The organism is Sphingobacterium sp. DR205, assembly GCF_011064245.1.
Classification (GTDB): Bacteria; Bacteroidota; Bacteroidia; order Sphingobacteriales; family Sphingobacteriaceae; genus Sphingobacterium; species Sphingobacterium athyrii.
Genome location: NZ_CP049333.1, coordinates 6,743,609 through 6,757,072 on the forward strand (window position 1 = coordinate 6,743,609; position 13,464 = coordinate 6,757,072).

Annotated in this window: 8 protein-coding genes; 3 read left to right on the forward strand and 5 right to left on the reverse strand. The window is 39.7% G+C overall.

The genetic code is table 11. The features are described 5' to 3' along the window. Nucleotides 1-226 precede the first annotated feature (226 nt). Nucleotides 227-3,661: a UvrD-helicase domain-containing protein gene (locus tag G6053_RS28390; RefSeq protein WP_165309271.1), complete on the forward strand. Its 3,435-nt coding sequence runs from the start codon at nucleotides 227-229 to the stop codon at nucleotides 3,659-3,661. Nucleotides 3,662-3,670: 9 nt separating this feature from the next. Further along, nucleotides 3,671-6,556 (forward strand): PD-(D/E)XK nuclease family protein, encoded by a 2,886-nt coding sequence (locus G6053_RS28395; RefSeq protein WP_108634788.1) that lies wholly within the window; start codon nucleotides 3,671-3,673, stop codon nucleotides 6,554-6,556. Between the two features lie 70 nt (nucleotides 6,557-6,626). On the opposite strand, the gene G6053_RS28400 is transcribed toward G6053_RS28395, so the two are convergent. The 3 genes from G6053_RS28400 to G6053_RS28410 all read right to left on the reverse strand — a co-directional run bounded on the left by G6053_RS28400 (nucleotide 6,627) and on the right by G6053_RS28410 (nucleotide 9,688). After that, complete coding sequence (locus G6053_RS28400; RefSeq protein ID WP_108634787.1) at nucleotides 6,627-7,496, reverse strand: cupin-like domain-containing protein; 870 nt, start codon at nucleotides 7,494-7,496, stop codon at nucleotides 6,627-6,629. 438 nt (nucleotides 7,497-7,934) lie between these two features. After that, nucleotides 7,935-8,705 carry a uroporphyrinogen-III synthase gene (locus tag G6053_RS28405; RefSeq protein WP_165309272.1) on the reverse strand — a complete coding sequence of 257 codons (771 nt, stop codon included), beginning with the start codon at nucleotides 8,703-8,705 and terminating at the stop codon, nucleotides 7,935-7,937. A gap of 11 nt (nucleotides 8,706-8,716) precedes the next feature. Then, on the reverse strand, nucleotides 8,717-9,688 hold the full coding sequence (locus tag G6053_RS28410; RefSeq protein ID WP_165309273.1) for a DUF4271 domain-containing protein: 972 nt from the start codon (nucleotides 9,686-9,688) through the stop codon (nucleotides 8,717-8,719). Nucleotides 9,689-9,808: 120 nt separating this feature from the next. On the opposite strand from G6053_RS28410, the gene G6053_RS28415 reads away from it, so the two are divergent. Next, on the forward strand, nucleotides 9,809-10,375 hold the full coding sequence (locus G6053_RS28415) for a DNA-3-methyladenine glycosylase I (protein ID WP_165309274.1): 567 nt from the start codon (nucleotides 9,809-9,811) through the stop codon (nucleotides 10,373-10,375). A 158-nt stretch (nucleotides 10,376-10,533) separates the two neighbouring features. On the opposite strand, the gene G6053_RS28420 is transcribed toward G6053_RS28415, so the two are convergent. Next, entirely contained in the window at nucleotides 10,534-11,073 is a 540-nt protein-coding gene (locus tag G6053_RS28420) for a phosphoribosyltransferase family protein (RefSeq protein ID WP_121120772.1), read from the reverse strand. Between the two features lie 151 nt (nucleotides 11,074-11,224). Further along, complete coding sequence (locus tag G6053_RS28425; RefSeq protein ID WP_165309275.1) at nucleotides 11,225-13,429, reverse strand: biosynthetic peptidoglycan transglycosylase; 2,205 nt, start codon at nucleotides 13,427-13,429, stop codon at nucleotides 11,225-11,227. Between the last annotated feature and the right edge of the window lie 35 nt (nucleotides 13,430-13,464).

The window sequence follows — 13,464 nt, forward strand, 5'->3', positions numbered from 1 at the left end:
CTAGAGGGGATGCAAAGATAAACATAAAAAAAGGAAAAACGAAAACAAAAACAGCTAAATTTCAGAATACCAAAGCACTAAGTTTCCTCCCCAGATATATCCATATACCGACCACCCTACTTTAGAGCCAATTCGCAAATAGTAAGCTATCTTTTCAAAAAGGTATTGCAAATACGTCATCAACTGACAATTTTATTGTTCAAATCAGGCAAGTTCAAGTCGAGTAATGATACTTCAGCCGGATACACATAACAAATTGCTTTTCTCCAAAGCATTTGCCAATTCACATTTTACTTTCTACCTTCATTCCATGAAATCTGTTGCGCCATTAAAAATACTTAAAGCTTCGGCCGGTTCCGGAAAAACCTTCAGCCTGACCCTGCATTATCTCACTTTACTGTTATCCAATGAAAATAGCTACAAAGAGATACTGGCTGTGACATTTACCAACAAGGCCACCGCAGAAATGAAAGAGCGTATACTCACTGTACTCCATGGCCTGGCTATCGGAGACTCCGGTCCTAAAATCGAAGATTTTAGAAAATTATTACTACAGCAGCACCCCGATTGGACCCCCTATCTAATCCAGGAGAAATCTCATCGCGTCTACCGCCAGATCTTACACGACTATAGCCATTTTACAATAAGTACAATAGATGGTTTTTCCCAAAAAGTCATCCGTGCATTCACTTATGAGCTTAATCTCGATGCGGCCTATAAGATCGAGATGAATGTCAATAAAGTCAAAAATGAGTTGACAGTCATGCTCAATCAGCTACTGGATGAACGTCCTGACCTACTCGATTGGATCATCGCCTATGCGGAGAAAAAAATAGCCAAAAATGAGAACTGGAACTATCGACAACAATTGATGGGGCTGGCCAACCTTATTTTCTCTGAAAATTTCCAGGAGTTTGACAGCTATATTAATTCAGCCAATCCGAGAGAAATTTTCAATCTCCTGAACCAGGAAATCGAACAAAAAATAAATTCCTTCACAGAAGCACTTTCGCTGACCATTGAAGCTTTCAGTGAAACCTTCAAAAGATTCAACATCAGTGAAAATGAACTCAAGGGAAAATCACGCAACAAGATTATTTCGGCGAGCAAGACCAGTAAAAAGACAGACAAGTTAAGTTCTTCCGAAATTGCCAAGATATTGGACAAATACGTACAGCTAATAGACAACGAAGATGCATTTACAGCTAGTGACAAAAATATACGCCATGATCTTCTGTCAGCACTTGCTCCCATCTTAAAATCTTTTCAGACACTACAGGAGAATCTACCGGCTTATATTGCCTACCAAGCAGTACAGAACAATCTCTATTACTTGCGCCTGCTCAAAGAAATGAGCGACCTGCTCACCCAGTGGCGCAAGGAAAACGGCGCACAGTTAATCTCAGATTCACAGATCCTGTTAAATAAACTCGGGATCGATGAGAACAGCGACCCGACATTTATCTGGGAAAAAATAGGCAATCGCTTCAATTATTTTTTATTTGACGAATTTCAGGACACCTCTCGTATCCAATGGAAAAACTATAGCCCACTACTGATCAATGCACTTGCAGATGCAAATGGTACCCTGAGTGAACATCTGATTGTTGGCGATGTCAAACAGAGTATATACCGTTGGCGGAACGGAGATTGGCGTATATTGCTCCATCAGGTCGAACAACAAATTGGTCATGCATTTCACCTTGATGAAAGCGTCAAAACCACTTTTATTGAAAACGGAAGCCTTGACACCAATTTTCGGAGTCTTCCAAATATCATCCAGCTAAACAATTATCTTTTTAGCAGTATTCCTCAACATTTGCAAGAGGTTCTTAATAAAAAGGTCGATGAAAACTTAGACGAAGATGGGAAACGTTGGTGGGCTGCCTCAGGCAACGATAGCATGCTTATCAAAGCCTACGAAAACAGTCAGCAGGAAATCCCCGCACACAAAAAGGGGAGCCTCGACAAGTTGGGCTCCATTGAAATAGCATACATCCCTGTGTCAGATGGTCGCTATAGAAGAAATCAGGTCGTTGAGGAATCACTTCTGTTTTTATGTAAAAAAATAGAAGAATGGTTTATTACTGGGCGATATCATGCCAAACAAATTGGTATCCTTGTCCGCAGTAATGCGCAGGCCAAATTGGTCATCCAAAAATTGATGGATTTCAAAAAAGAGCAAAATCTTACCTTTGAGGTCATCTCCGGCGACGCGCTGGTGCTGGCCGGCAACGATGCTGTGCTTTTGCTGATAGAAACATTAAAAGCACTCGTCTACAATTCGGACAAACACAGCATACACAAAGCAAAAATGGTCTATCTCTATCAGACCATACAGAAAAATACAGTCAGTCAAAATGCTTGGCTAGCATTTGCTTCAAATGACATCCGCGCGCTGAAAGATTTTCTTCCCCAGCCCCTGATCGACTCTTGGGAAACCTGGCAAAAACAGCCATTGGTTCACCTCATAGAAAAACTGATCGAAATCTACGGCTTCACAACCGAGCAAAACATCCATCTGCCTTATCTGCTGGCATTCAAAGATATGATTTCGGGCTTCTCTTCCAACGGCGAGCGTGGCATTATTCAATTCCTGGAATTTTGGGAAGAGGATGGGAATCGCGCAGTACTACCATCCAATGGAGAAATCAATGCGATTGAGGTAACGACAATCCATAAATCAAAAGGACTTGCCTATGATGTTGTCATGCTTCCGTTCTGTTCCTGGGATCTGGACGGAATGATCAATGGGGATTTTTGGATAGATACCCATGAAACGCCGTTTGCCCAATTGGGAAAAATTCCCATAAAATATACAGCAACAGTTGGAAAATCTGTGTTTTTCAAACAGTATTTTGAGGAAATGCTATTCAATTATATGGACGCGCTCAATACCTTCTATGTCGCGACAACACGTGCTATTGAACATCTCTATATTACAGCTCCTTTATTTAAAGAGTCCGTTGATAAGAAGACGGGGGAAATTACGGGCTATGATATCAAGGATGAGTATATCAGTGATATACTTTATCAAGTATTAGATTCAGCTTCCGCTCCATTTCCATTGGAAGGCACCTCGGTTAAGATCGACCAGACCATCAAACAAAAAGATCATCAAATCCAACGGAACAACATCATTTCACTCAGCCACTACCCTATTTCCAAAGAACTGGAAATGGCCTTAGAAAAGTCCAGTACACGTATGATCAACGACATTATGATGCTGGAGAAAGCAGCGCAGTATGGGATATTGGCCCACGAGATCATGTCCCAAATTTCTCGAGAAAAAGATATCTCCAGATTAGTACGGCAGCTAATTCAAGAAGGTATACTCTCAAAAGAGGACGAACCCTTTCTGATGCAGGAAATCAACCAGATCTGGCACCACCCCACCATCAATCAGTGGCTCACCGGGAAATATAAAATCTGGAATGAAGCCAGTATCATTACTGCTGAAGGGGAAACCATCCGTCCCGACAAAGTCTTCACCTCCGAAGAAGAAACAATTGTACTGGATTTTAAGTTTACGCAAACTGACTACATCGGACATAAATATCAGGTCGACAATTACAAAAAAAACTTAGAGAACCTAGGCTATAATAATGTTAGGGCCTACCTCTATTATGCCAAGTCAAATCAATTAATTGAAGTAAAATAAACAATCGCGATGCAGACAGCCTTTTTAAAATTAGTAGCAGCGGATATTCAACAACGTTTTGGAAACGATTTGAGTGAGATTGCCATCGTGTTTAACAATAAACGTCCGATTACGTACCTCAAAAAACATCTTGCCGACGTCTATGGACAGGCCATCTGGTCCCCTCAATTTTTCACCATACAAGAATTCTTTAAATTATCATCCAACGATGCAGAGGCCAGCGCTCTCGGACAATTTTTTCAGCTCTTTAAAATCCACAATGACCTTTTGGCCGCAGAGGGAAAACAACCGGAGACTTTAGAAGAATTCTATCCTATTGCGGAGATTATATTGAGTGACTTTGGACAACTGGATTATGATCTGGTTCCGATCGACCAGATCTACATGGAACTTTATGACAACACCAAAATTGACATTGCTTTTCAACATCTTACGCCAGAGCAGCAGGGGTTCATCCGTCAGTTCTGGCAATCATTTTCCATAGCGGGGCATAGCGGTGTACAAGAACGCTTTTTACAATTATGGAAAAGACTTCCGGTATTATACACTAGATTCAAAGAAAAGCTTAAAGCAGAAGGCCAAACCAATTATCCTACGATCTATCGTGATCTGGTTGAGGGCAGAGCCACAAATCAGGACTTTACATCATCTTTTCAGCAGATCCTATTCGTTGGTTTCAATGCATTAAATCGAGCAGAGGCTAAGTTATTCCGAAAATGGCAAGAAGAAGGAAAAGCGCTGTTCTACTTCGATGCAGATGCCTACTATCTGGAGGACAATATGCAAGAAGCTGGCCTATTTATTCGTCGAAATATCTTTCAGACCGGACTTGTCAATGCACTTGGCGACAGTCCGAATATTATCGGTAACAGAACCTCAACAGTAAACCTATATGCGAGTACAGGAAAAATAAGTCAGGCAAAATTGCTTTATGATATCCTCGAAAAGCAAAATAGTACAGATAAGACTTCGGCCATCTTATTGGCCGATGAGAACCTGTTAGTCCCTTTGCTCCAAAGCCTACCCGATGTTAATCCCAATATTACGACCGGATATCCCCTAACCCAATCGCCTATCTATGGGCTATTGGACTTATGGATGGAAGTGCATCTAGAAATATCACAGTTAAAAAAACGCAAGATTTCCTATCAGACCATTGAGACCTTTATCAATCATCCCCTGACACAAGTCTCTTTGGAAGATAAATTGCAAATTCAGAAAGAAATCGCCGATAGGCAATTATTTGAAATTGCCTTGGAAGAGCTACATTTCAAAAGTTCCTTACCCCAATTTTTCGTTCCGATTGAACATGCTCCCCAATTGATCCCTTCGCTCATCAACATTGTTGAAGACTTGCTACACAGTATATCATCATATGAACGCATCCGTCAGATTGACAATAACCTGCTGATAGAAACCAAAAAGACACTCAACCAGCTGCTATTGGGATTTGATACCGTTGCACCTTTGAGCATCAGCTTCCAGGTCGGCTTGATTAAAAAGGCCATATCACCTATAAACTCCGCAATAGAGGGAAATCCGCTAGAAGGCATACAGATTATGGGGCTTTTGGAAAGCCGATGTTTAAATTTTGACAACGTGTACATCCTGGGGGCCAACGAAGGTATCCTGCCCAAAATATCCAATTCTCCAACGTTTATTCCCAATAGCTTGCGAAGAGCTTATGGACTTCCGATATTGGAAAATCAAGATGCATTGTCAGCCTATTTATTTTACAGACACTTTCAATATAGCGAGGGAATCCATATTTTTTATAACGGATTGGTAGACGAAAGCTCAACAGGAGAGGAAAGCCGATTTATCAAACAGTTGGAATTTGAAAGCAAGTTTAATTTTGAACGAAAAGTTCAGCAACAGACGATCCAGTTCGCCGATAAAACGGCGGAGATTGTCATCGAAAAGAAGGGCGAAGTCTGGACAAAGATGTATCAAGACTTTATTGTCGATCAGAAGCGAATATCAGCGACCGCATTAACAACTTATTTGCAATCGCCATTGCAGTTTTTCCTCAAGCATATTGCGAATATCAAAGAACCGCCTTCTATTTCACAGGAGTTTGAGATGAACAAATTGGGAACTGTCATCCATAATGTCATGGAGAAAATATTCTTGCCTTTCAAGAGCCAGAAAGACTTTACGCCGACCCAAATCCTGCAGCAACAGCTCAATCAGATCGAATCTTTTGTTATTCGGGAAATAGGCATACAATATCAGTTGGAATTAAAATCTATAGATGGTTTAAACAGTTTACAGCGCATCATGCTAAAGATTGCCTGTGAATATGTCAAGATGTACCTTGAATACGATATAGCCAACTACAAAGCTTTTCGGATTATAGAACTGGAAAACGACACCGACTACACCCTTCCATTCACTATTGAAGTCAATGGCAAAGAGGAACAGGTTACTTTATACGGTATCATTGACCGTGTTGACGAAGTCATCACGCATGACGATCGGATCATCAGCCGGATTGTCGATTACAAAACAGGAGGTGATTCCGTTATTTTTAAAGAAATGGATCAGGTTTTTGCCCCCAATACGGAAAATAAAGCATTGATACAAACGCTTTTCTATGCTTATGTATTTGAACAAAAAACAGGACGAAAGCAATTGGAACCACACCTGTATGTCGCCCGAAAAATGCGTGAGGAAGGAACTTTATTCAATGGAAAAGAAGGCATATTGACCGCGGATTTTTTGGCGTTCCAAAAAGATAATTTTGTCAAATTTCTAAGAGACATACTCCAAGAAATTTTCAATCCCGAAATTTCATTTAGACATAATCCGGACACTGTTATCTATCCCAGCGACCCCTACACCTTGTTTTATAGAGAAGCCAGTAAATGGACGGAAAATGAAGAGTCAGTATAGAAATCGTCTTCAGCCTCTTAGCTCGATCACTTAAAAAAATAAGGGGACATTCATGAATGTCCCCTTATTTTTAGCGTTTATTTTTTTTTATCGCATTATTGGCTCGCCGTTTGGCGGTATTTATTTTATAATGAAACCAATGATCTTTAAAGATCTTACGCATGGTATTATCAAAATGTCTGGTGATAAAAAGGTTACGTGCTCCTTTTAATTTCTCACTGATCGAATTTGCCAATGCCCTTACTGAAATAGAATAACCTTCTGTCTCATATTGTATGTAGTGCCACCAGCCTGCAGGCATATAGAGCGTTTCTCCTGGGTGGATCACCGCTTCATAGCCCTCCAGATATTCTATCCCCGGAAATTCTTCCACATTGCTGTACTTTGGATTAGCAATACTATGGAAGTTATACGGAAGCTTATACATCAGATCGGATTGATCATTCGGAAAAAGCCAAATACGTTTAAGTCCCTGAAACTGTGATATGAACACATGGGACATATCGATATCAAAATGATTCCGTGTACTTGAACCTTCACCTCCGAAAAACATAAAGGGCAGCCACTGCAATACTTTTCCACCTGTTACATCATTATAGATAACATCCTGCTTTAGTTCGGGACGTATCTTGAGCAGATTGAACAGAAACAATCGTAACTCGGTAGGTTCTTTAGTAATAAGATCCAAATATTCCGCAAATGTCATTTGCCCCACAGGAGCACTGGCAGCACGATCCATTGAATCTTCTTCTTTTCCATAGACATCAATCTTAATATCACCGGCTATTTCCTTAAAGTAATCATAACTCCATTTCTTCCATGCAGGACTATCAGCACTAATAAAATCTTTTATAACCACCGGAAACCCAGGTTTCAGATATTTTTTTAAAAAGTCCTCTGATCGAATGCCCGAAATTTTATCAACTTGCTTTAACTTCACGACTGACTAATTTTGCTTAATTACAAACATAAAAAAAATATTTCTATCAAATTTTAAAAATAACGCATACACTTTATTTTTAATCGGAACAAATAACCCAAATACAATTTAATGGAAATATATTTAAAATCTCAATGACATCTGTCACTTTTAATACATTTTTCCCTTATAACAATCCGTCCCTTTATCTATTAAAAAAATCATTTTAACAAATCGGAGGTACCATCTTTCACCTCTCCCAATTATCTACAAACCGTATGTCCCGATCATACTTTCGTCAGGTTTTCTTATCAACGGTGTGAAAACGAAACGAATATGTTTATTGTGATCATAGTATGTGGACAACTGCTATCCAAGTATCATTTACCTTGCAGGTTCCGGATTCAACAAAAAAAGGGTTTTGAAAAAACCCTTTATATTATTGACCTAAGATAGGTATTATTTATTCACTTTTTTGATATATTCTTCTACGGCCATTGTCATGCTAGGTGCCTTTGGTGTGGGCGCAGGAATATCCAATATCAATCCATGCTCCAAAAGGGCCTGTTGTGTAGAAGCTCCAAACGCAGCTATACGCGTATTGTTTTGCTTAAAGTCTGGAAAGTTGTCATATAAAGACTGTACACTGGAAGGACTAAAGAACACGATTACATCGTAAAATACATCTTTAAGATCACTCAAGTCACTTACCACTGTTCTAAACAGAACTGCAGGTGTAAATTTGTAACCGTTCTGCTGCAACCAGTTGCTTGTTTCTTCATTGGCAACATCTGAACAAGGGAACAGAAAATTTTCTGCTTTATGCTTTTTCAGCACCTCTTCCAAATCTTTAGCCGTCTGTTTACCGAAGAATATTTTGCGTTTCCTATACTGAATATATTTTTGAAGATAGAGGGCGATTGTTTCTGAAATACAGAAATATTTCATTTCTGCAGACACTTCAAACCGCATCTCTTCACATATCCTAAAATAATGATCTACAGCATTTCTACTCGTAAATATTACCGCAGTATAATCTGCCAAATTTACTTTATCCCTACGCACATCTTTGGCGGGAACTCCCTCTACGTGTATAAAACCTCGAAAGTCTAATTTTAACCCGTATTTCTTTGCTAAATCATAATAAGGGGACTTATCGTTTTCAGGCTTTGGTAAAGTCACCAGTACACTTTTTACCTTCTTTGCTCTTTCTACGTCTGAAGTTTGCATATTAACCAGTTTTAGCTCAATAATCTTAACAGTATTAATATTGGTGCTATTTCTAGGCAACAAAGGTACAAAATTAAATAGGAAATTGAAAATTTATACATCGACATAATATGAGCCGCTGTTTTGAGAAATCTATATAGGAACAGCAAGATGGCTCCAATAATCGCCATATGCAAGACTATGCCGACGGAGGATAAAGGGGCAAGACTCAATATCAATAGCACCGGAAGCATCAGGAAAAGCGTATTAAAATAAATCAGATATAATACGGTCACATATTCTTTGACAAGTTTTCTGATTTCAAAAACAAAAGACAAGAATCGGATAAATCCAATTTTAAAAGCAAACAGGCCGCCCACCATACAAACGGTCTTCATATAATTAGGAAAGGTAATAAAATCGAAGCGGTTCAGTTCGTAAGCATAAAATAGACTGACAAACAAAGCTATCGCTCCCGAGAATAATACAAATAGGAAAATAAACGGCCATGAAGTCAGGATCGTATCCTCTTTACTAACGGACAGCAATACCCTGTCATCAAAATAACCCTGAAATACCAATTTTATATCGGAAGGAAAAAATACACGGATTAACCCAACGCCAAATATCAAAAAGAGCGCAGTAAATAATATCCAGTTATCCCGATGCGGCTTAGGTGTTCCATATTGCCGTTCCAGGGCATTACCGCCTTTCTCTCCTTTAAAATATTGTTTTACATTATAGTCATACATGTTGTGAATAACCAGCCCTTCCGCCTCCACCGTAACAATCCGATATTGCTTTTGAAGTGCCGGATTCAAAGACGCCAGCATCTCCTGGTTTGACGACGCCACTGAATCTCTTAGCATCAGTATACTATCAGGCAGAGAAATACTTTCTCGAACAGCCTGTCGAGATATCCGTCGCTGCGCACTCAACTGTACAGCCGAAAACACAAAGAGGATTACAAATACAATATAATATCTAAAGACGTTAACTTTCATTAAAATAAATTGTCCCTTATCGGCCATTCAGAAATCATGGACCGCTTAGATTCGAAACTCTTTTATGGTCGTAAAGTTAGGATAAAAAGTTATATTGCATTCAAAAAATCTTTATAGAACATGCCAAAAGAAATAATACGCTGTCAATGGTGCGGATCTGACGAACAATATGTGGCCTATCACGATAAAGAATGGGGGCGACAGGTAAAAGATGATAAGACCCTTTTCGAATTTTTGGTACTCGAATCAGCACAGGCCGGTTTGAGCTGGATTACGATCCTCCGTCGGAGATCGGCTTATCAAGAAGCCTTTGCTAATTTTGATGTCAATAAAGTCGCCGATTTTACGGCAGCTCATGTCGAGGCACTCTTAAAAGACTCCGGTATTATTAAACATCGAAATAAAATTGAGTCGACCATTACCAACGCGCAACTGTTCGAAAAAATCCAGATTGAATATGGTAGCTTTTACAATTATCTATACACATTTTTACCCGAACAGCAACCCCTAGTCAATCACTGGCCTAGTCTACAACAGGTGCCGGCGACGACTGTGATTTCCGATAAAATAGCAAAAGACATGAAAAAAAGAGGTTTCAAGTTTTTTGGTTCCACCATTTGCTATGCTTATATGCAGGCGGTAGGCATGGTCAATGACCATATTGAAAGCTGCTCGTTTAAATATTAAACCGCATTATAGATCAAGGAAAAAAAGATAAAAGAAAAACGACCTTTGCGGAAGGATATTTCTATCGTTCCTTGATCTATTTTCAACAGCGAAATCGATCCTAGCAAATCAAAAACTCCCGACTCAGATCTCTCATCACAATATCTTAATCCTAAAATCTAAACCGGAACATTCTTATAGATATCTGGTAAGTTGCGGCAAAGACCGTTAAAATCCATCCCATACCCCACAACAAACTCCTTGCTAATCTCAAAACCAACGTAGGTCAGCTCTTCAAAATGGTATTGTAACGCTTCAGGCTTTACCAAAAGTGCACAAGCAATGACACTGGCCGGATTTAACCGCTTCACAGCATCTAGCGTATGCTTTAACGAATGTCCGGAGTCGACGATATCTTCCACAATAATGACATCACGCCCTTCTAGATCAATACCCAGTCCCAATAACTCATTCAACTCAGATTGGCCTGTACCGATATAGGAGGCTAATTTAATAAAAGACATCTCACAGGGAACTTCTATCTGTTTGAGCAGATCTGCCATAAACATAAAACAACCGTTCAAAACGCCTATAAAAACAGGCTGCTTATGCTCATATCGTAGACTGATGTCTATCCCCATCAAACGAACCCTTTTCTGAATCTGTTCTTCTTCAAAAAGCGGTTCAAAAAGCAATCCGTCAATTTCTATTTTTTTCATTCCACTAAATTATTTTTATCGATAATATTTCCATCTCCGAGATGGAGTTTCCGAAGTTTTATACCAGCTGATTTTTAGCGTCCACACCTGATGTCAATATATCAAAATCTTTCTTAAGAGTAAGGCAACCAACCACAAACTTTTCAGTCAGCTACTTCTGTTCTTTTTTGGGATCTTTGGTCGTCTCCGTCTCCGTTTTTTCCTTTTCCTCTTTGTTTCGGCCCAGGATCTTATCGAAAATAGATCTTTTATGTTTTTCCGGCTCGGCCGTTTCCTCGTCCTGCTTTTCAGGATGAGACATCTTTTTTATCGTTTTAGGGAGGGAAATGCCTTCCAGATTATCAACTGCTGCCCCGTTGCCCAGGTCATCGAACAGCAGCGGATCATCGCCCATATCCAATGTATCTATCGAATCTACAACAGCAGGTCTGGCAGCACGCAGATGTGGTTGCAACACGACCTCATAGAATCCATAGGCCGATGTTGTCGAATCAACACCTATCTGCCCAGTCTTAGTCATAATATGACCATAAATGTTAAAATAACGCAACATATTTCCTTTCAGATGCCCTGTCCAGTCAAAGAAGTTGAGCCCTTTCTTCGGACGTGGCACGATACTGGACAAAAATATACTTTCCCCAAGCCCGAGTTGCGCCGGTGTTTTTCCAAAATAGTAGCGAGCAGCTTCAGTAATCCCATATACGTTATTCCCCCACTCGATCACGTTGAGATAAACCTCGTACATCCGTTTTTTACTTACCTGCTGCGAACGTTCCATCAGCCAAACCAACAAAATTTCCTCCAATTTTCGAACGACGGTCTTATTCCGGTTTAGAAACACATTTTTGACCAATTGCATGGATATGGTGCTTGCGCCACGTTTAAAGCCTTTCTCTTTAATATTTGTGACAATAGAGAGCTTGAAAGCCTTCTCCTCAAATCCTTTATGTTTAAAGAAAAATGGATCTTCGGTATTGATCAGACTGATCTGCATATAACGGGAAATTTGATCCAATGGCGTAAAATTTGGGTTTTGCGGGCCGACCACAATCTCACGCATGGGTTTTCCATCTTCATAGGCCGTATAGGTAAAAGGGGTATTTAGCATTCCAATATTAGCTTCACCCCATTTCACGACCTGCAGATCGCGGTCGTCCATTTTGGAAGAAAAAAGGAGCTTATCGGGTCTTTTTAATTCCAAAGCAAAATTTAGGTCATATTGAATATGTCCCTCAACCTGAATTCCATCAAGCCCCGGAAATAACCCAACGGGCATGGCATCAAAAAAATCCTGCGCTTTGATTTTATCCGTGTGAATAGCTAGAAAAATTTCTTTTTCAGGCCTATGTATATATTTTAAATAAGGAGAAAAAACAAAATCTTTTACCTGTACGGTACTTTCTTTACTCACCTCAATAGAAGAGGCTCCTATGTTGAGCGCCCCCTGCATGGTCGCTTCAGGAAAAATAACGTCTTTACTGGAAATACGCCAATGATTTACTTTCAGGTTTTTAAATCCCCACTGTCCATGCAATTCCAACAGTTCCTTATTTCGTCGATTAGCTTTGTCCAATCGAAAGGATATCTCATCAAAGCTAACCGCCAGACCAAATTTACGCTGTAATAAAGGAAGGTTAACTTCCTTCTTATCCGAAAAAAGACGTAGGTCACATTCCTGATTGTCCGAATCTATCGTCCCTGTTAGGTTCCAGGCTGCCTCATGATCGTTCAACAAGAATTTGGATTCCATGTCACCACCATCGATAACGGCTGAAGGAATAACAATACGCTGTGAAGTACTGTCGTCTTTGTAGGAAAGCTCAAAATTTTTGAGATCGAGATCATTCGGAATCTTAAAGAATACATTTTTGAGCAGACGATCCGCCAATGCGGCCAAGTTCTGCTTTGGGTTATCATTCTCAATGGTATCCTTCTTTTGTTTCTTAAACAAAAAATCATAATTACTGATCGAATCTTTCTTGACCAATGATACGGTGGCATTATCCATAATAACCTCCCCGAGCTTCACATCACCGAATAAAAGAGGCCACAATTTAACGGATACGGTCAGGTCATTAATTTGCGCCAGAGGCGCTCTATTTTTAGGCAGCAACTGTATATTTTTAAACTGCACCGCATTAATCCCCTGAAAAGCATAATACTGGATTTTCAAATCCATGTCATACTTTTCCAGCAGTTTCGCTTTTGCTTTATTGATCACCCCCATGAGCATCCCATCTCTCTTTTGGTAAGCATACACACTTACCGCAATTACCAAAATCAAGAAAACAGCCAAAGTAATATAAAGCCATCGCCACTTGCGCGACTTCAGAGATGTTATAAATCGATCGGACATAATTAAAATTTCATGCAAATCCATGCATATCAATA

Excerpts from the sequence above, each read along its gene's own strand:
- G6053_RS28390 (WP_165309271.1), top strand. The coding sequence starts at position 227 with ATGATACTTCAGCCGGATACACATAACAAATTGCTTTTCTCCAAAGCA.
- G6053_RS28395 (WP_108634788.1), top strand. The coding sequence starts at position 3,671 with ATGCAGACAGCCTTTTTAAAATTAGTAGCAGCGGATATTCAACAACGT.
- G6053_RS28405 (WP_165309272.1), bottom strand. The coding sequence starts at position 8,705 with ATGCAAACTTCAGACGTAGAAAGAGCAAAGAAGGTAAAAAGTGTACTG.
- G6053_RS28410 (WP_165309273.1), bottom strand. The coding sequence starts at position 9,688 with ATGAAAGTTAACGTCTTTAGATATTATATTGTATTTGTAATCCTCTTT.
- G6053_RS28415 (WP_165309274.1), top strand. The coding sequence starts at position 9,809 with ATGCCAAAAGAAATAATACGCTGTCAATGGTGCGGATCTGACGAACAA.
- G6053_RS28420 (WP_121120772.1), bottom strand. The coding sequence starts at position 11,073 with ATGAAAAAAATAGAAATTGACGGATTGCTTTTTGAACCGCTTTTTGAA.
- G6053_RS28425 (WP_165309275.1), bottom strand. The coding sequence starts at position 13,429 with ATGTCCGATCGATTTATAACATCTCTGAAGTCGCGCAAGTGGCGATGG.